Source organism: Halomonas caseinilytica, from assembly GCF_001662305.1.
Classification (GTDB): domain Bacteria; phylum Pseudomonadota; class Gammaproteobacteria; order Pseudomonadales; family Halomonadaceae; genus Halomonas; species Halomonas caseinilytica.
The window spans coordinates 169,854-187,352 of record NZ_BDEP01000016.1 but is presented as its reverse complement, the minus strand read 5'-3'; the positions used below and the strand labels follow the sequence as shown (position 1 = coordinate 187,352).

At 64.6% G+C, this 17,499-nt stretch carries 18 protein-coding genes; 15 read left to right on the top strand and 3 right to left on the bottom strand.

Features of this window, described 5'->3' with window-relative positions:
* Positions 1-80: 80 nt before the first annotated feature.
* Positions 81-833 (top strand): DUF481 domain-containing protein, encoded by a 753-nt coding sequence (locus A9O65_RS10885; RefSeq protein ID WP_064699614.1) that lies wholly within the window; start codon positions 81-83, stop codon positions 831-833.
* A 291-nt stretch (positions 834-1,124) separates the two neighbouring features.
* On the opposite strand, the gene A9O65_RS10880 is transcribed toward A9O65_RS10885, so the two are convergent.
* Both A9O65_RS10880 and rpmE read right to left on the bottom strand, forming a co-directional pair.
* Positions 1,125-2,393 (bottom strand): malic enzyme-like NAD(P)-binding protein, encoded by a 1,269-nt coding sequence (locus A9O65_RS10880; protein ID WP_064702124.1) that lies wholly within the window; start codon positions 2,391-2,393, stop codon positions 1,125-1,127.
* A 270-nt stretch (positions 2,394-2,663) separates the two neighbouring features.
* Positions 2,664-2,876: a 50S ribosomal protein L31 gene (rpmE, locus tag A9O65_RS10875; protein ID WP_064699616.1), complete on the bottom strand. Its 213-nt coding sequence runs from the start codon at positions 2,874-2,876 to the stop codon at positions 2,664-2,666.
* 167 nt (positions 2,877-3,043) lie between these two features.
* On the opposite strand from rpmE, the gene A9O65_RS10870 reads away from it, so the two are divergent.
* From A9O65_RS10870 to tatC, 13 genes are all read left to right on the top strand, one after another.
* Positions 3,044-5,260 (top strand): primosomal protein N', encoded by a 2,217-nt coding sequence (locus tag A9O65_RS10870; protein ID WP_175473442.1) that lies wholly within the window; start codon positions 3,044-3,046, stop codon positions 5,258-5,260.
* A 263-nt stretch (positions 5,261-5,523) separates the two neighbouring features.
* The gene (gene argS / locus A9O65_RS10865) at positions 5,524-7,209 is read left to right on the top strand and encodes an arginine--tRNA ligase (RefSeq protein WP_064702122.1); all 1,686 of its coding nucleotides are present in this window, start codon (positions 5,524-5,526) and stop codon (positions 7,207-7,209) included.
* 3 nt (positions 7,210-7,212) lie between these two features.
* Positions 7,213-7,953: an SPOR domain-containing protein gene (locus A9O65_RS10860; protein WP_064699619.1), complete on the top strand. Its 741-nt coding sequence runs from the start codon at positions 7,213-7,215 to the stop codon at positions 7,951-7,953.
* 141 nt (positions 7,954-8,094) lie between these two features.
* Positions 8,095-8,613: an ATP-dependent protease subunit HslV gene (hslV, locus tag A9O65_RS10855; protein WP_064699620.1), complete on the top strand. Its 519-nt coding sequence runs from the start codon at positions 8,095-8,097 to the stop codon at positions 8,611-8,613.
* Positions 8,614-8,615: 2 nt separating this feature from the next.
* A complete protein-coding gene (gene hslU, locus A9O65_RS10850) occupies positions 8,616-9,938 on the top strand; it encodes an ATP-dependent protease ATPase subunit HslU (protein ID WP_064699621.1) in 1,323 nt (440 codons plus the stop codon).
* A 112-nt stretch (positions 9,939-10,050) separates the two neighbouring features.
* A complete protein-coding gene (locus A9O65_RS10845) occupies positions 10,051-10,437 on the top strand; it encodes a gamma-butyrobetaine hydroxylase family protein (protein ID WP_064702121.1) in 387 nt (128 codons plus the stop codon).
* Between the two features lie 166 nt (positions 10,438-10,603).
* Positions 10,604-11,356, top strand: coding sequence for a bifunctional demethylmenaquinone methyltransferase/2-methoxy-6-polyprenyl-1,4-benzoquinol methylase UbiE (ubiE, locus tag A9O65_RS10840; protein ID WP_064699623.1), 753 nt, complete (start codon positions 10,604-10,606; stop codon positions 11,354-11,356).
* 7 nt (positions 11,357-11,363) lie between these two features.
* Positions 11,364-11,999 carry a ubiquinone biosynthesis accessory factor UbiJ gene (locus A9O65_RS10835; RefSeq protein ID WP_064702120.1) on the top strand — a complete coding sequence of 212 codons (636 nt, stop codon included), beginning with the start codon at positions 11,364-11,366 and terminating at the stop codon, positions 11,997-11,999.
* Complete coding sequence (gene ubiB / locus A9O65_RS10830) at positions 11,996-13,618, top strand: ubiquinone biosynthesis regulatory protein kinase UbiB (RefSeq protein WP_064702119.1); 1,623 nt, start codon at positions 11,996-11,998, stop codon at positions 13,616-13,618. The genes A9O65_RS10835 and ubiB overlap by 4 nt, the downstream gene beginning before the upstream one ends.
* A gap of 25 nt (positions 13,619-13,643) precedes the next feature.
* Positions 13,644-13,973: a phosphoribosyl-ATP diphosphatase gene (locus A9O65_RS10825; RefSeq protein ID WP_064699626.1), complete on the top strand. Its 330-nt coding sequence runs from the start codon at positions 13,644-13,646 to the stop codon at positions 13,971-13,973.
* An 82-nt stretch (positions 13,974-14,055) separates the two neighbouring features.
* Complete coding sequence (tatA, locus tag A9O65_RS10820) at positions 14,056-14,316, top strand: Sec-independent protein translocase subunit TatA (RefSeq protein WP_064699627.1); 261 nt, start codon at positions 14,056-14,058, stop codon at positions 14,314-14,316.
* Between the two features lie 6 nt (positions 14,317-14,322).
* Positions 14,323-14,706 carry a Sec-independent protein translocase protein TatB gene (gene tatB / locus A9O65_RS10815; RefSeq protein ID WP_064699628.1) on the top strand — a complete coding sequence of 128 codons (384 nt, stop codon included), beginning with the start codon at positions 14,323-14,325 and terminating at the stop codon, positions 14,704-14,706.
* The gene (gene tatC / locus A9O65_RS10810; protein ID WP_064699629.1) at positions 14,703-15,455 is read left to right on the top strand and encodes a twin-arginine translocase subunit TatC; all 753 of its coding nucleotides are present in this window, start codon (positions 14,703-14,705) and stop codon (positions 15,453-15,455) included. Before tatB ends, tatC begins: the two co-directional genes overlap by 4 nt.
* 107 nt (positions 15,456-15,562) lie before the next feature.
* Here tatC and elbB read toward each other — a convergent pair whose 3' ends face one another.
* Positions 15,563-16,225: an isoprenoid biosynthesis glyoxalase ElbB gene (gene elbB / locus A9O65_RS10805; RefSeq protein WP_064702118.1), complete on the bottom strand. Its 663-nt coding sequence runs from the start codon at positions 16,223-16,225 to the stop codon at positions 15,563-15,565.
* 220 nt (positions 16,226-16,445) lie between these two features.
* Here elbB and hemB point away from each other — a divergent pair, with 220 nt between their 5' ends.
* Positions 16,446-17,459 carry a porphobilinogen synthase gene (gene hemB / locus A9O65_RS10800; protein WP_437438252.1) on the top strand — a complete coding sequence of 338 codons (1,014 nt, stop codon included), beginning with the start codon at positions 16,446-16,448 and terminating at the stop codon, positions 17,457-17,459.
* The last annotated feature ends 40 nt before the right edge of the window (positions 17,460-17,499 follow it).

Here is a 17,499-nt window from a genome sequence, read left to right as displayed (position 1 = left end):
ATGGATGGGGCGGCAGGACGCCGCCCCTCTCATCGCCTGGACGTCACCCCGCTTTCATTCACGATGACCGGGAGATCATCATGCGTCTCAAGGTGCGCCATTTCCTGTGGGCCGGCCTGGGATTGCTGGCGCTCGTCGGCGATGCCAGCGCCCGCCCCTTCTATTCGCCACCGCCACCCGAGCAGGACGCCCCCACCTGGAGTGGTACGGCTGAGCTCGGCTACACCAGCCTTTCCGGCAACACCGATAGCCAGACACTGATCACCAAGGGCCACCTGGCCTGGCTGACAGGCCCCTTCACGCACAGCCTGCGCGGCGAAATACGCCACGTCACTCAGGACGACGAGACCAGTGCCGAACGCTATCAGGCGACCGCCCGCGAGCGCTACGATCTCAACGGCTCGGATTATCTGTTTGGTTTCACGCGCTGGGACAAGGATCGCTTCAGTGGCTACAACTACCAGATCACCGCCATCGCCGGTTATGGTCGCCGCATGCTGAACGACGACCGACAGACGCTGGCCCTGGAAGTCGGGCCGGGCTACCGTCACGACAGCTTGCCGGATACGGATGATCGCAACCTGGCCGTGGCCTACGGCGCCCTGGATTATCAGTGGAAGATTTCCGAGACGGCCTCCTTCGGCCAGGAGCTCTCTCTCGAACACACGCGCGAGAACCTCACATCGCGCGCCCTGTCCTCGCTGACCGCCAGTCTCAACGATCATCTGGCCCTCAAGCTCTCTCATGAGATCGAGCACAACTCTCGACCTCCCGAGGATGCAATGGCCAAGACCGATCACACCACCACCGCCTCGCTGGTCTACGACTGGTGAACCATAATGACGACGCCACCGGCCCTGGGGCCGGCGGCGTCGACATGCATTACACGGAATCACGGGTCAGCCGCCGCATGGAAATGCTGAATAAATAGCCGAGCGTCGCGAAGCACAAGGTGCCCGGAGCACAGAAAGCGAGACATAACATGTCGTTAGGCGAGCTTTCGCGCACCGCGTACCAATTCGCCAGGAGCGAATTTGAACCGTCTTTTAGACGGGCTCGTAGGGTAGTCGCCAAGGATGGCGACTATAAACCAGTGATTTGCACGCGCAGGCGTTTAAGCAGTACTACCCATAGACATCATCCACCGTCTTCAGCGGATAATGGGCAGGATAAGGGCGACGTGCCACGCCGGAATCCACCGCCGCCTGCGCGACCGCCGAGGAAACCCGCTCGAGCAAGCGGACATCGACCGGCGTGGGAATGATGTAGTCACGACCAAAGCTCATGGATTCCTTGTCGTAGGCCTCCAGCACCGCCTGAGGCACGGGCTCGCGGGCCAGGTCCTTCAACGCATGGACCGCCGCCACCTTCATTTCCTCGTTGATACGGGTCGCTCGCACATCCAGGGCCCCCCGGAAGATGAAGGGAAAGCCCAGCACGTTATTGACCTGATTGGGATAATCCGAGCGCCCCGTGGCCATGATCACGTCCGGGCGCGTCTCCCGTGCCAGATCAGGATGAATCTCCGGATCGGGATTGGTGCAGGCAAACACAACCGGATTGTCCGCCATCCGGCGGATATGCTCTTCGTTCATCAGACCAGGACCGGACAGCCCGACAAAGACATCGGCCCCTTCAATGGCGTCATCCAGGGTGCGCTTGTCGGTATCGACGGCGAACATCGCCTTGTACTGATTGAGATCCTCGCGACCGCTGTGGATCACCCCCTTGCGATCCAGCATCACCAGGTTCTCGGCGTGCGCCCCGCAGGCAACCAGCAGCTTCATGCAAGCGATGGCCGCCGCACCGGCGCCCAGGCAGACGATCTTGGCGTTCTCCAGCGACTTGCCGGCGATGTCCAGGGCATTGAGCATTCCTGCCGCGGTCACGATGGCAGTGCCATGCTGGTCATCGTGGAATACCGGGATGTTGCACTGCTCGACCAGGGCGCGCTCGATCTCGAAACATTCCGGCGCCTTGATGTCCTCGAGATTGATGCCGCCCCAGCTATCGGCGATGCGTGCCACGGTATCGATGAAGGCCTGGGGGCTCTCGGCATTGACCTCGAGATCGATGGAATTGATGCCGGCGAAGCGCTTGAACAACACGCCCTTGCCTTCCATGACCGGCTTGCTGGCCAGGGGCCCGAGATTGCCCAGGCCTAGAATGGCGCTACCGTCGGAAATGACAGCAACGAGATTTCCCTTGCCGGTATAGAGATAGGCATTTTCCGGGTCTCGCGCGATCTCGCGGACCGGCTCCGCCACGCCCGGGCTGTAGGCCAGGGCGAGATCCCGTGCGGTAGCGGTGGGCTTGGTCAACTCCACCGACAGCTTCCCGGGAATGGGTTTCGCGTGATAGTCCAGCGCTGCCTGTCTCTTCGCGTCTGTCATGCTGAGGATCCGATCTGCGATTCAATGGATATCCAGATTATAGAAAAAACTTCCATTTCTCAACTTAATGAAACTAAGCAAGTTTTTCCGCCAATTCAGCGATGATGACATCCATTTGATGAAACTTATGACAAACAGCTTAGCCATAACGCATTCTTTATTGCTGCGCCGCAACCTGCCGACACGATGTCACCGGCAAAAAAAGAACCCGCCTCCAAGGGGCGGGTTCTTCTCGTCCATCGCGGCGGCAAGCGGCCGCAAAGGATCGGCTCAGCGCTTGAGAGCAGCACCAAAGCGCTTGTTGAAGCGCTCGACACGGCCACCGGTAGTGGCCTGCTTCTGCTTGCCCGTGTAGAAGGGATGGCACTGAGAGCAGACGTCCAGGTACAGCTCCTGGCCGGCAGTGGAGCCCACCTCGAAGGTGGCGCCGCAGGAACAGGTCGCGCTGACCGTCTTGTAATTCGGGTGGATACCTTGTTTCATCTTGAGCCTCGCAAAGCTGTATGCCGCCACCTGATCTTCTGCCAGGCACCGCATACGGTTTATCGGAACGTGCAAACCGGCTGCCCGCATCATCACAGGGTGACGCGGCGGCGGAGCATTCTAGCAGAGCCGGCACCGGAGGCCAATTGTCCGATTCTCCCCGCTCCATGCCCCGTGTATTGAGTGTCGCCATTCCTTCGCCATTGCGCCGGTTGTTCGACTATCGCCCGACGGGGCCGGCCCCGTCGGACGGCTGGCAACCGGGCCTGCGAGTACGCGTGCCCTTCGGGCGACGCCAGGTGGTCGGCGTGGTCATCGAATGTCGTGACGACAGCGAGCTCCCGTTGTCCGACCTCAAACCGATCGACGCCCGCCTGGACGACGTTCCCTTGCCCGACGACTGGCTATGGCTGTGCCGCTTCACCGCTCGCTACTATCAGCACGCCCCCGGCGATACCCTGCACCATGCCATGCCCGCCCTGCTGCGACAGGGCCGTGCCCTGACGGCACGCACCCGCGAGCGCTGGACCGTGACGCCGGCAGGGCAAGCCGACGCTCCGGCAGGACTCGAGCGCGCCCCGCGGCAGGCCGCTTTGCTGACCATGCTGCGCCAGCACCCGCATGGCCTGGTCACCCAGGCCGTACTGGCCCAGTCCTTCACCCGCGACCAACTCAAGGCACTGGTCAACAAGGGGCTCATCGAGCGTCACGAAGAGCCCGTCACCGGCAGCGGCCCACCGAAAGGTCCCTCGCTTGCCGAGCCGGCCTTGCCCTTGAACGGCGAGCAGGCCGCCGCCATGGCGGCGCTCCACGAAGGGCTGGACCGCTTCCACCCTTGCCTGCTGCACGGTGTCACGGGCAGCGGCAAGACCGAGGTCTACCTACAACTGATCGAAGCGGTCGTCGGACGACAACGCCAGGCCCTGGTCCTGGTCCCTGAGATCGGACTGACGCCCCAGACCCTGGAACGCTTCCGGAAACGCTTTCAGGTACCGGTGGTGGCACTGCACTCCGGCCTCACCGATCATGAACGCCTGGATGCCTGGGAAGCCGCTGCCAGCGGTCGGGCGCCCATCGTCATCGGCACCCGCTCGGCGATCTTCACCCCCCTGGCCCGCCCCGGCGCAATCATTGTCGACGAAGAACACGACGGCTCCTTCAAGCAACAGGAAGGGCTGCGCTATCACGCTCGGGACCTGGCGGTGATCCGCGCCCACCACCACGGCATTCCGGTGGTGCTGGGCAGCGCCACGCCGTCTCTGGAGTCACTGCAGCGCGCGCGGGCCGGCGATTATCGCCACCTGCGCCTGACGCGCCGTGCCAGCCGCCACGCCCCGTCCCGCCTGGAACTGGTCGATCTGCGCGGCCGCCCTCGCCAAGGCGGCCTGATCGCTCCGGTGCTCGACGCCATCACGACGACACTGAACGCCGGCCACCAGGTGCTGGTATTCATCAACCGCCGCGGTTTCGCTCCCACGCTGGCCTGCCACGCCTGTGGCTGGCTGGCCGAGTGTACTCACTGTGATGCCCACATGACCCTGCATCGCCAGCCAGCGATGCTGGCCTGCCACCATTGCGACCATCGACAGGGCCTGCCCGACGCCTGCCCCGATTGTGGCAGCGCCGACCTCCGCCCGCTGGGCAGCGGCACCGAACGCACCGAGGAAACCCTGGCGCAACGCTTCCCCGACCTACCGGTGCATCGCATCGATCGCGACAGCACCCGGCGACGCGACGCCCTGGAGCGCACCCTCGGCGAAGTGCGCCGGGGCGAGCCCTGCCTATTGGTAGGCACTCAGATGCTGGCCAAGGGCCACCATCTGCCCCACGTCAACCTGGTGGTCGTGGTCAATGCCGACGCCGGCCTCTATGCCAGCGACTTCCGCGCCCTGGAGCACAGCGCCCAGCTTCTCGAGCAGGTCGCCGGCCGCGCCGGCCGGGCCTCCCATCCCGGCCGCGTCCTGGTGCAGACCCTGCATCCCGACGACCCCAATCTCAAGCTCCTGGCGGACCGGGGATACGACGCCCTGGCCGAACAACTGCTCGAGGAAAGGCGCGCCGCCAGCCTGCCCCCTTTTCGCTTTCTGGCCCTGCTGCGACTGGAGAGCCCACGCGACAGCGACGTCAACGCACTCGGCGAGCGAGTCGCCGAGGCGACCCGAGAGCATATCGAGCAACGCGGCCTGAACGTCGACTGTCTCGGCCCCGTCCCCGCGCCCATGGAGCGCCGCCAGAATCGCTACCACATGCAGGTAATGCTCGGCGCTGACAAGCGCAGCCGGCTCCATGAAGCCGGCGCCTGGCTCATCGCTTGGCTCGAAGCCGAACCCAGCGCAAGGCGCGTGCGCTGGTCGCTGGACATCGACCCGCAGACGCTGGCCTGAGGGAAGAAAGGCTGAACCCACCACACCCCCCAAGATGTCGAGATATTCCTTCGCTCTTAAAGGCGTCTGGCGCCGTTCTTCCAGCTTCTAGCTCCCGGCAAAGCCGGGACGAGGGTTTAAAGCCGCCCCACAATTGTCGATAATATGCGGCCAATTGCCCACAAACGGGCGAGCACCGAGGAGACACTGCACGCAATGCCCATACGGGCAATGCCTTCAGCCACTCCCTGACTGCCCGCGCCACAGGACATCGAAGACTTTCCATGAAAGACACCATCATCTCGCTTCTGGAGCGCGCCCTGGAAGACCTCCAGCGCCAGGCGGTATTGCCCTCCGAGCTCGCCCCGACCATCAAGGTCGATCCCGCCAAGGACAAGGCCCACGGTGACTACGCCACCAATCTGGCGTTGATGCTGGCCAAGCCAGCCGGCCTGAAGCCCCGCGAGCTGGCCGAGAAGCTGGTGGCTGCCCTGCCCGCCAGCGAGGCCGTCAGCAAGGTCGAGATCGCCGGCCCCGGTTTCATCAACTTCTTCGCCGCCACCGACGCCGCCGCCCAGGTGGTCCGCGAGGTGCTCGACAGCGGTGATGCCTTCGGGCGCAATCTGGTGGGCCAGGGACAGAAGGTCCAGGTGGAGTTCGTCTCTGCCAACCCGACAGGACCGCTGCACGTCGGTCACGGCCGCGGTGCCGCGATCGGCGACTGCCTGAGCCGGCTGCTGGAAGCCTCGGGCTTCGATGTCACCCGCGAGTTCTACTACAACGACGCCGGCGCCCAGATCACCAACCTGGCCCTATCGGTGCAGGCCCGAGCCCGGGGCGTCACCCCCGAAGACGACGCCTGGCCCGCCGACGGCTACCGGGGCGACTATATTACCGACGTGGCCAAGGCCTACCTGGCCGGCGAGACCGTCCACGCCGATGACCGACATGTCACCGCCAAGTCCGACCCGGACGACCTGGACGCCATTCGCGACTTCGCCGTGGCCTATCTGCGCCGCGAACAGGATCTGGACCTGCGCGCCTTCGGCGTCGAGTTCGACGTCTACTTCCTGGAATCCTCGCTGTATCGAGACGGCAAGGTCGCGGCCACCGCCGAACGCCTGGCGGAGAAGGGGCATACCTACGAGCACGAGGGCGCCACCTGGCTGCGCACCACCGATTTCGGTGATGACAAGGACCGGGTGATGCGCAAGCGCGACGGCGACTACACCTACTTCCTGCCCGACGTCGCCTATCACCTGAACAAGTGGGAGCGTGGCTTCACCACCGTAATCAACGAGCAGGGAGCCGACCACCATTCCACGGTGACCCGGGTGCGTGCCGGGCTCCAGGCACTGGAAGCCGGCATCCCCGACGGCTGGCCCGACTATGTACTGCACCAGATGGTGCTGGTCACCCGCTCCGGCGTCGAGGTGAAGCTCTCCAAGCGCGCCGGCAGCTACGTCACGCTGCGCGACCTGATCGACGAGGTGGGACGCGATGCCACACGCTTCTTCCTCGCCGCGCGTCGCGCCGACTCCCAGTTGACCTTCGACATCGACCTGGCCCGTTCCCAGTCCAACGACAACCCTGTCTATTACGTCCAGTACGCCCACGCTCGGGTCTGCAGCATGCTGCGCAAGGCCGAGGCCGATGAGCGTCCCTTCGATCATGAACTCGCCATCGACAACCTGGCCCTGCTCGACGCCGAACAGGAAAAGACCCTGCTCAACCGGCTGGCCCGCTACCCCGAGGTCGTCGAGCGCGCCGCCCTTTCCCGGGAACCCCAGCAGATCGCCCAGTACCTCCAGGATCTCGCTGCCGAATTCCACACCTGCTACAACGCGGTGAAGGTGATGGTCGAGGACGATGCTCAACGCAACGCCCGCCTGGCTCTGGGCCTGGCCGCGCGCCAGGTACTGCGCAACGGACTCGACTTGCTGGGCGTCAGCGCCCCCGAGGAGATGTAATCCATGGCGACCCGCAAGAAGACCCCGCCACGCAAGCGCGGCGCCACCAGCCAACGCCGCTCGTCCAAGGGCAAGGCGCCACGTCGTGGCCTGCCGGGATGGCTATGGGGGCTGGCCGGTCTGGTGGCCGGCTTTCTGATCTCCCAGCACCAGCATGGCACCGCGCCCTGGCAGGAGGCGCCGGAGACGCCCCTGGCCAGGTCGGAGTCCCCGTCATCCGAGACGCCGCCGGAGGACGACACGTCCAAGGAACAGGACGCAAAATCGGACGAGTCGCCCATGCCGACCTTCGAATTCTATACCCTGCTGCCGGAATCCGAAGTGGTCGCGCCGGGCGGGCAGGTGCCCGACTCACCGCCGTCACGGCCGAAACGTAAAGAGTCGACGTCGCAGGACGAGGCCTCCGAGTCACAGGCCTCGGCGGACGATCCCATCGCCCAGGTCATCGCCGCCAATACTACCCAATCCTCGGAAGCCTCGGCCGACGAACCGGAGATCGAGGCCGATGGACGCTACATGCTTCAGGCCGCCTCCTTCCGCTCGACCGCCGACGCCAGGCAGCTCGCCGATCGCCTCAAGAACTTCGGCCTGCTGGCCAATATCACCGAGGTCAAGACCGGCGACGGCACCACCTGGCACCGCGTCCAGGCCGGTCCCTATACTGATCGCAACGAGCTCACCCGAGCCCAGGACCTGATGGTCACCCAGGGCATCGAGCCCTTGCTGATCCAACTGCAGAACTGAGTGGCGGCGGCTCTGCCGCCCCGCCAGGCGGTTGAATTTCCTCTCCCCCGCCCGCACCTACTCGGACAACGCATTCTCACGGCGCCAGCCAGCTGGCGCCGCAAGTCATCGGGAGCCCTGCTCCCCTAAGGAGTCCCCTCCATGACCACGATCGTTTCCGTGCGTCGCGGCGACCAGGTGGCCCTGGCCGGCGATGGCCAGGTTTCTCTGGGCAACACCGTGATGAAGGGCAACGCCAGCAAGGTGCGTCGCCTCTACCGTGGCCAGGTACTGGCCGGCTTTGCCGGCGGCACCGCCGATGCCTTCACCCTGTTCGAGCGCTTCGAGGCCCAGCTCGAGAAGTATCAGGGCAATCTGGTCAAGTCCGCCGTCGAGCTGGCCAAGGACTGGCGAACCGACCGCGCCCTGCGCCGCCTCGAGGCGCTGCTGGCGGTGGCCGACAAGCACGCCTCGCTGATCATTACCGGCAACGGTGATGTGGTCGAACCCGAGCGCGGCATCATCGCCATCGGCTCGGGCGGCAACTATGCCCTGGCCTCGGCGCGCGCCCTGCTCGACAACACCGACCTGCCGGCCCGCGAGATCACCGAGAAGTCGCTGGAGATCGCCGGCGACATCTGCGTGTTCACCAACCACCACGTCACGCTGGAAGAGCTCTGATCATGACCCAGATGACCCCCCGCGAGATCGTCCACGCCCTGGACCAGTACATCATCGGCCAGCAGGACGCCAAGCGTGCCGTGGCCAGCGCCCTGCGCAACCGCTGGCGCCGCATGCAGCTCGACGAAGAGCTGCGTCAGGAAGTCACGCCCAAGAACATCCTGATGATCGGCCCCACCGGCGTGGGCAAGACCGAGATCGCCCGCCGCCTGGCCAAGCTCTCCGGCGCCCCCTTCATCAAGATCGAGGCGACCAAGTTCACCGAGGTGGGCTATGTGGGCCGCGACGTGGAATCGATCATTCGCGACCTCACCGAGGCGGCCATCAAGCTGGTCCGCGAACAGGCCAAGGATGAAGTGCGCCATCGGGCCGAGGACGCCGCCGAGGATCGCATTCTCGACGCCCTTCTGCCGCCACCGCGCGGCCAGGAAGATCAACCACGCACCGACAACGCGACCCGTCAGACCTTCCGCAAGAAGCTTCGTGAAGGCCAGCTCGACGACAAGGAAATCGATATCGAGGTCACGCCTCAGGGGCAGGGCATCGACATCATGACGCCGCCCGGCATGGAGGAAATGACCAGTCAGCTGCAGAGCCTGTTCTCCAACATGGGCAAGCAGAAGACCGAGACCCGCCGCGTCGCGGTCAAGGACGCCTTCGCCCTGCTGCGCGACGAGGAAGCCGCCAAGCTGGTCAACGAGGACGACATCAAGCAGCGCGCCATCGAGGCGGTGGAGCAGCATGGCATCGTCTTCCTCGACGAGCTCGACAAGGTCGCCAAGGGAAGCGGTCAATCCAGCGGCGGTGAGGTCTCCCGCGAAGGCGTGCAGCGCGACCTGCTACCGCTTATCGAAGGCTCCAGCGTCTCCACCAAGCACGGCATGGTGAAGACCGACCATATCCTGTTCATTGCCTCCGGCGCCTTTCACCTGTCGCGTCCTTCGGACCTGATCCCCGAACTCCAGGGCCGACTGCCGATCCGCGTCGAGCTCAACGCCCTGACGCCGGACGACTTCAAGCGCATCCTGACCGAACCCTCGGCAGCCCTGACTCGCCAGTACGAGGCACTGCTCGCCACCGAGGGCCTCAAGGTGGCATTCACCGACGACGGCATCGAGCGCATTGCCGAGATCGCCTGGAAGGTCAACGAAGGCACCGAGAACATCGGCGCCCGCCGCCTGCACACGGTGATGGAGCGACTCCTCGAGGACGCCTCTTTCAAGGGTTCCGACCTCGGTGAGACACTGACCATCGACGCCGCCTACGTCGACTCGCAACTCGGCGAACTCGCCGTCGACGAAGACCTCTCGCGGTATATCCTCTAAGCTGCGGCCGCGCCGCTTAGAGAAGGAAGATCGGCGCTTCGCGCCTTGAAGGAAGAAGAGGAGCCCTTCTTCTTCCTTCCCTCTTCCGTCTTTCCTCTCACCGGAGGTGCCCATGTCCGCTCCGATCCCCACCAAGATCCACTACCACAAGCAGGCCCGTGAGCTCGAACTCGGCTACGCCGACGGCACGAGCCAGCGTCTGTCGGTGGAATATCTGCGCGTCTTCTCGCCGTCCGCCGAGGTGCGGGGCCACGGTGGCCCCGAGTCCGCCACCCTGCAGGTCGGCAAGAAGGACGTCGGTCTGGCCAACATTTCGCGGGTCGGCCGCTACGCGATCAAGCTGCACTTCGACGATGGCCACGACAGCGGCCTGTACAGCTGGGACTATCTGCACGACCTCATCCAGCACCGTGACGCCAACTGGGCCGATTACCTGAAACGCCTGGAGGAAGCCGGCGCCTCGCGAGAGCCGATGGGCATCGAGATCAAGCAACTGTAGGGACAAGCGAGGATGTTCTTGCCGCCCCCAGAACTCTTCCGCTTCCCCGGCTGGGTGACCGGCATCGGCGTCAAGACAAGGGCGGTCACGGGGCGCTACAATATCGCCCCATCGAGCGAGGCCTGGCCTCGCCTCCTTCAGTGCAGCTGATTCGGGAGCCCCTCGCATGACCAGCGACAAGCACACCACGCATTTCGGCTACCAGGAAGTCCCGGTCACGGAGAAGGCCTCCCGCGTGGCAGACGTCTTCCATTCGGTGGCATCCCGCTATGATGTGATGAACGACCTGATGTCCTTTGGCATCCACCGGGTCTGGAAACGCCTGACCATCGAGCGAGCCGGCGTACGACCCGGCCACAACGTGCTCGATATCGCCGGCGGCACGGGCGATTTGACCTTCAGGTTCTCGCGACTGGTCGGCCCACGTGGCCGCGTGGTTCTGGCCGACATCAACGAATCCATGCTGCGGGTCGGCCGTGACAAGCTGATTGATCGCGGCGTGGGCGGCAATGTCGAGTACGTGCAGGCCAACGCCGAGACCCTGCCCTTTCCCGACAACAGCTTCGACTGCATCACCATCGCCTTCGGCCTGCGCAACGTCACCGACCAGAACGCCGCCCTGCGTTCCATGACACGAGTGCTCAAGCCCGGTGGCCGACTGCTGGTCCTGGAGTTCTCCAAGCCCCGCAGCGCCTTGCTCAACCGAGCCTACGACGAGTATTCCTTCCGCCTGTTGCCCCGCATGGGCGAATGCGTCGCCGGCGACGCCGACAGCTATCGCTATCTGGCCGAGTCGATTCGCATGCACCCCGACCAGGAGACCCTCAAGGGAATGATGGAAACCGCCGGCCTGGAGCGCGTCGAGTACACCAACCTCACCGGCGGCATCGTCGCCCTGCATCGCGGCATCAAACTGTGAGGCCGAGATGACATCGACCCTCTTGCTGGCCGGCCTCGAACGCACCCTCAATGCCTTGCTCGCCCGCGACCCCGCCGCGCCCTCACGGTTGGCGCGACTGGCCGGAAAATGCATCCTGCTGCGCCTGGAAGCTCCCTCCCTGGCGCTGAGCGCCCACTTCCACTCCGGCGGCATCGACCTGTTGCGCCCGGACGAGCCCGATGAAGCCTCCTTCGATGCCATCGTCGAGCTCGACACCGAGACCCTCGGCGAGCTGCTCGGCGGCGCCTCCATCGAGCGCCTGATGTTTCAGGGCAAGCTCTCGGTCAGAGGCCGCGTCCACCTGCTGGAAGAAGTCCGCGACCTGCTGCTGGACCTCGACCTGGATTGGGAAGGCGAACTGGCACGCTGGCTCGGCGACGTGCCCGCCCATAGCCTGGCCGAGGGTATGCGCAGCGTCGGTCGCTGGGGGCTTCGCACCCAGCGCGAGTTACGCGCCGACGTGGCCGAGTATGTCTTCGAAGAGGCCAGGTGGTTGCCGGGACAGCATCAGTTCGAGGTGATGCGAGACCACCTCACCGAACTGGAACTCGCCACCGATCGCCTTGAGGCGCGCCTCGAACGGCTGCGCCGTCGGCTGACCGCCCCGGAGACCTCGGCATGATCTCGCGCCTGCTGCGCATCACCTGGGTCATCAGCCGCTATCGGCTGGATACCCTGCTGCCGTTGACGCGCATGCCCTGGTGGCTGCGCGGGCTCTTCCTGGTGTCGCCGCTGCGCCTGATCCCCACCGGCCCGCGCTGCCGCGGCGAGCGGTTGCGTCTGGCCCTGGAGACCCTCGGGCCGATCTTCATCAAGTTCGGCCAGGTGCTGTCGACGCGTCGTGACCTGTTGCCGCCGGATATCGCCGATGAGCTCAAGCGTCTCCAGGACCAGGTCCCGCCCTTCCCCGGCGAACAGGCCAGCGCGCTGGTCGAGCAGGAACTCGGCATGTCACTCGACGAGGCCTTTGCCCGCTTCGCCACCGAGCCCCTGGCATCGGCCTCCATCGCGCAGGTTCACGCCGCGACCCTTCACAGCGGCGAGGATGTGGTAGTCAAGATTATCCGCCCCGGCATCGAAAGAGTCATGCGCCAGGACATGGCGCTGCTGTACCGGCTCGCCGGCATCCTGGCACGGATTCCCGAGGCCCGCCGCCTGCGACCGGTCGAGGTGGTGCGCGACTACGAATCGACGCTGTTCGACGAGCTCGACCTGACCAAGGAAGCCGCCAATACTTCCCAGCTCAAGCGCAACTTCCAGTACTCGCCGCTGCTGTACGTACCGGCAATCCACTGGGACCTGACCCGCCATCGGGTCATGGTCCAGGAACGCATCCACGGCGTCCCCGTGGCCGATACGGCCGCACTCGAGGCCCAGGGCACCGACCTCAAGAAACTCGCCGAACGCGGTGTGGAAATCTTCTTCACCCAGGTCTTTCGCGACAACTTCTTCCATGCCGACATGCACCCGGGCAACATCTTCGTGGCCCGCGAGACACCCCGGGATCCGCAGTACATCGCCATCGACTGCGGCATCGTCGGCAGCCTGACCCGCGAGGACCAGGACTATCTGGCTCGCAACCTGCTGGCCTTCTTCCACCAGGACTACTACGAGGTCGCCGCTCTGCACATCGAGTCCGGCTGGGTCGGCGAGGACACCCGGGCCAACGAATTCGCCGCCGCCGTGCGTACCGTCTGCGAGCCGATTCTCGAGAAACCGCTGAAGGACATCTCCTTCGGCCAGGTACTGCTCGGCCTGTTCCAGACCGCACGGCGCTTCAACATGGAAGTCCAGCCGCAACTGGTGCTGTTGCAGAAGACCCTGCTCAATATCGAGGGCCTCGGGCGCCAGCTTTATCCAGACCTGGACTTGTGGGCCACGGCCAAGCCCTTCCTCGAGCAGTGGATGCGCGAGCGTGCCGGCGCACGCGGGTTCTGGGAATCTCTCAAGCGCCAGGCCCCGGAGCTCTCCCGCCAGCTACCGGAACTTCCCGTACTGGCCCACCAGGCGCTGGCCCGGGCCGAGCGCGGCCATCAGCATCAACGCCGCCAGTCCGAGGCCGTGGATGATATCCGCCAACGCCTCGGGCGGCAGAGCCGCCGTCATCGGCGCTTGCGCCTGGGCATATTGCTGGTGGCCGTGGCCCTGGCCTGGCAACCACTGGCCGAATGGGCCGACGGACAGCCCTGGCCGGTGCTCGGCGCCGCCCTGCTGGGCGCCTTGCTGTTGGCCTGGAACTGATCACCCTGTAACGGAATCTTAAACAATGAGCGATATTCTCGAACGCCTTCATGACGTGCTCGAACAGCGTCGCCATGCAGACCCGGAAGACTCCTACGTGGCCGCCTTGCATCACAAGGGCTTGAACAAGATACTCGAGAAAGTCGGCGAGGAAGCCACCGAGACACTGCTGGCGGCCAAGGACGCCGAGGGAGGCGGGGACGACCAGCGCCAGGCATTGGTCGCCGAGACCGCCGACCTGTGGTTTCATAGCTTGGTGATGCTCTCGCACCTGGACCTGGATCATCGCCAGGTGCTCGACGAACTGGCCCGGCGCTTGGGCGTTTCCGGGCACGATGAGAAGGCCGCTCGATAACGCCGACACCGTCGCCGTATCGACGCTCCCGATTCGCACTTTCGCTTCGGCAGCTCCGAAGCCAAAACCTGAGGAAGTCTCCATGTTAGGTGGTATCAGTATCTGGCAACTGCTGATCGTGCTCGGCATCATCATCCTGATCTTCGGCACCAAGAAACTGCGCAATGTGGGCGGCGACCTGGGCGGTGCCGTGAAAGGCTTCAAGAAGGCGATGAACGAGGACGAAAAGGGCAACGACAAGAGCACGGACGATCCTCAGGCGCGCGTCAGCCACGACGACGAAGGCACGACCTACGACGTCAAGGCCGAGCGCAAGGCAGAGGAACAGGACGAGCGCAAGTAAGCCGCCATGTTCGACATCGGCTTTCTCGAACTCCTGATCCTCGCCGTCGTCGGCCTGCTGGTGCTGGGTCCCGAGCGCCTGCCTCGCGCGGCCCGTACCGCTGGACTCTGGATCGGCCGCATCAAGCGTTCCGTCTCCGACATGCAGCGGGAGATCAACAGCCAGCTCGAGGCAGAAGAGCTGCGCCGCAAGCTCGACGAGCAGCAGAAAAAGCTCGACGAGAGTGTCGATCGCGTCAAGCGCGATGTGGAAGGCCTCGCCAAGACCGACACCCCCAGCACCGATGACGCCCCTTCCACGGGCCATGAGCCCTCCCACGACACAGGCATCGAGCGTCGCTCCGACGAATCCACTTCTAAAGATGCCGACAAGGACGCCGCCTCCCGATGAGCCAACAGGAGCAAAAGCACGCCCCGCTGATCGAGCACCTGATCGAGCTGCGCTCACGACTGATGCGCGCCGTGGTGGTCATCCTGGTGATATTCCTCGGGCTCTACGCCTTCGCCAACGACATCTACACCTTCGTTGCCACCCCCTTGATGGCGCTGCTGCCGGAAGGCTCGCAGATGATCGCCACCGAAGTGGCCTCGCCCTTCCTCGCGCCGTTCAAGCTGACCCTGATGGTGGCGGTCTTCATTGCCGTACCTTTCGTGCTCCACCAGGCCTGGGCCTTCATCGCCCCGGGCCTGTACGACAACGAAAAGAAGCTGGCCCTCCCGCTGCTGGCCTCGAGCATCGCGCTTTTCTACGCCGGCGCCGCCTTCGCCTACTACGTGGTCTTCCCGCTGCTGTTCCAGTTCTTTACCCAGGCCGGGCCCGAGAACGTCGCGGTGATGACCGACATCCAGCAGTACCTCAACTTTGTCCTCAAGCTGTTCTTCGCCTTCGGCGTGGCCTTCGAGATTCCCATCGCCACCTTCCTGCTGATCCTCTCTGGCGCCACCACCGTGGAGAGCCTGTCCCGCAAACGCCCCTACGTCGTGCTCGGCTGCTTCGTCATCGGCATGCTGCTGACCCCACCTGACGTCGTTTCGCAAAGCCTGTTGGCGATACCGATGTATCTGCTCTACGAAGTGGGGCTGCTGTTCGGCCGGCTGATCAAGCGAAAGCGCGACGCGGATGCGGCCGACGAGCCATAAGCTCTAAGCTCAAAGGCAAATGAATGCAAAGCGCCTCGATAGCAAAGCCATCGAGGCACTGTTCCTCCCGCTTGAAGCTTCCAGGCGCGAAGCACCGCTCTTCCAGCTTAAAGATCCATCAGCTCATCGATACGGTCGACCAGCTTGAAGATCCCGGTGGCGGCTTCGCCGATGCGGGTTGCCAGCATGTAGGCCGGCGTGGTGACGACACGGTTCTCGAAATCCACGACGATGTCCTCGACACCGCAGCTGCGGTGCAGCCCGCCCATGGCGCTGATCGCGCCGGCCACGCTCGGATCGTGACCGACGGTCACGGCAATCCCCGGCCCCAGCAGTCGCGGCACCATGACGGGAGCGATGCACATCAGGCCGATCGGCTTGCGATCCTCGTAGAAGTCCGCCAGCGCTTCCCCGAGCCCAGCCTGGATGACCAGATCGGCACCGTCTTCGGCAAAGGTGGAAAGGTTCTTGGCCACCCCGAAGCCACCCGGCAGAATCACGGCGTCGAACTCATCGGCCTCCAGCTCCTCGAGTGGCGCGACATCACCTCGGGCAAGCCGTGCCGATTCGACGAGCACGTTGCGACGCTCCTCGCTCTGGGACTCCCCATTGCGGTGGTCGATCACATCGTGCTGATCGATGTTCGGGGCGAAGCAGCGATATCCGATGCCCAGTTGGTCCAGACGCAGCAGGGTCAGGGTGGTCTCGTAGATCTCCGAGCCGTCCTGCACCCCGCACCCCGACAGAATCACTGCCACCTGCTTGCTCATGCTCGTCTCCTTGAACGCGTGCTCCCACCGGTTTCGCCGGGCGGGGTCAGTCAATGTGAACCCTTCACTCTAGAGAGTCGCCAAGGGTGCGACAAGACGCATCTTTCGAGACCCTGCCACGCTGATATACTCGAGGCATTGTCATCACAATGTCATCTCGGGCCGCCAGACTTCCCCTTGGCGGCCCAGGTCACCAGTCGGAGTAATCGCCTTGAGCCTCATGACCTCACGCCAGTTCCCTGCCACACGCATGCGGCGCATGCGTCGTGACGACTTCTCGCGTCGCATGATGCGCGAGAACACCCTGACGCCTGCCGACCTGATCTGGCCGGTATTCGTGCTCGAGGGCGAAGGCCAGCGTGAAGCGGTGCCCTCCATGCCCGGCGTGGAGCGGCTATCCCTGGACCTGCTGATCGAGGAGGCTCGGGAGGCCCGCGACCTGGGCATTCCCGTACTGGCACTCTTCCCGGTGGTGGAGCCATCGCTGAAGAGCGAGCTGGCCGAGGAGTCGTACAGCGCCAGCGGGCTGATCCAGCGCAGCGTGCGCGAACTCAAGCGCGCCGTACCGGAAATCGGCATCATGACCGACGTGGCCCTGGACCCCTATACCAGTCACGGGCAGGACGGCATCCTCGACAGCGAGGGCTATGTGCTCAACGACCGCACCGTGGAGACCCTGATCAAGCAGGCACTGTCCCACGCCGAGGCGGGCGCCGACATCATTGCCCCATCCGACATGATGGACGGGCGCATCGGTGCCATTCGTCAAGTGCTGGAGAAAGAGCAGTTGCACAATACGCGGATCATGGCCTATAGCGCCAAATACGCCTCGAGCTATTACGGTCCCTTCCGCGACGCCGTGGGGTCGGCCAGCAATCTGGGACGCGCCGACAAGGCCACCTACCAGATGGATCCCGCCAACGGTGACGAGGCCCTCCACGAAGCCGCCCTGGACCTGGCCGAAGGCGCCGACATGGTAATGGTCAAGCCCGGCATGCCCTACCTGGACGTGGTGCGTCGCGTGAGAGACGAACTCCGGGTGCCGACCTTCGCCTACCAGGTCAGCGGGGAGTACGCCATGCACATGGCGGCCTTCGACAACGGCTGGCTGGATGCCGACGCGGTCATGCTGGAGTCGCTGATGTGTTTCAAGCGCGCCGGTGCCGACGGCATCCTGACGTATTTCGCCAAGCGAGCGGCTCGCCTGCTCGCCGACGGTTCCGATAACACCTGAACGCCGGACGGGAGCCCCGCCGGCTGACGACAGCAGGGAT

Bases quoted from the DNA above. Each gene is read 5' to 3' on its own strand.
- A9O65_RS10885 (WP_064699614.1), top strand. From the start codon at position 81: ATGCGTCTCAAGGTGCGCCATTTCCTGTGGGCCGGCCTGGGATTGCTG.
- A9O65_RS10880 (WP_064702124.1), bottom strand. From the start codon at position 2,393: ATGACAGACGCGAAGAGACAGGCAGCGCTGGACTATCACGCGAAACCC.
- rpmE (WP_064699616.1), bottom strand. From the start codon at position 2,876: ATGAAACAAGGTATCCACCCGAATTACAAGACGGTCAGCGCGACCTGT.
- A9O65_RS10870 (WP_175473442.1), top strand. From the start codon at position 3,044: ATGCCCCGTGTATTGAGTGTCGCCATTCCTTCGCCATTGCGCCGGTTG.
- argS (WP_064702122.1), top strand. From the start codon at position 5,524: ATGAAAGACACCATCATCTCGCTTCTGGAGCGCGCCCTGGAAGACCTC.
- A9O65_RS10860 (WP_064699619.1), top strand. From the start codon at position 7,213: ATGGCGACCCGCAAGAAGACCCCGCCACGCAAGCGCGGCGCCACCAGC.
- hslV (WP_064699620.1), top strand. From the start codon at position 8,095: ATGACCACGATCGTTTCCGTGCGTCGCGGCGACCAGGTGGCCCTGGCC.
- hslU (WP_064699621.1), top strand. From the start codon at position 8,616: ATGACCCAGATGACCCCCCGCGAGATCGTCCACGCCCTGGACCAGTAC.
- A9O65_RS10845 (WP_064702121.1), top strand. From the start codon at position 10,051: ATGTCCGCTCCGATCCCCACCAAGATCCACTACCACAAGCAGGCCCGT.
- ubiE (WP_064699623.1), top strand. From the start codon at position 10,604: ATGACCAGCGACAAGCACACCACGCATTTCGGCTACCAGGAAGTCCCG.
- A9O65_RS10835 (WP_064702120.1), top strand. From the start codon at position 11,364: ATGACATCGACCCTCTTGCTGGCCGGCCTCGAACGCACCCTCAATGCC.
- ubiB (WP_064702119.1), top strand. From the start codon at position 11,996: ATGATCTCGCGCCTGCTGCGCATCACCTGGGTCATCAGCCGCTATCGG.
- A9O65_RS10825 (WP_064699626.1), top strand. From the start codon at position 13,644: ATGAGCGATATTCTCGAACGCCTTCATGACGTGCTCGAACAGCGTCGC.
- tatA (WP_064699627.1), top strand. From the start codon at position 14,056: ATGTTAGGTGGTATCAGTATCTGGCAACTGCTGATCGTGCTCGGCATC.
- tatB (WP_064699628.1), top strand. From the start codon at position 14,323: ATGTTCGACATCGGCTTTCTCGAACTCCTGATCCTCGCCGTCGTCGGC.
- tatC (WP_064699629.1), top strand. From the start codon at position 14,703: ATGAGCCAACAGGAGCAAAAGCACGCCCCGCTGATCGAGCACCTGATC.
- elbB (WP_064702118.1), bottom strand. From the start codon at position 16,225: ATGAGCAAGCAGGTGGCAGTGATTCTGTCGGGGTGCGGGGTGCAGGAC.
- hemB (WP_437438252.1), top strand. From the start codon at position 16,446: ATGACCTCACGCCAGTTCCCTGCCACACGCATGCGGCGCATGCGTCGT.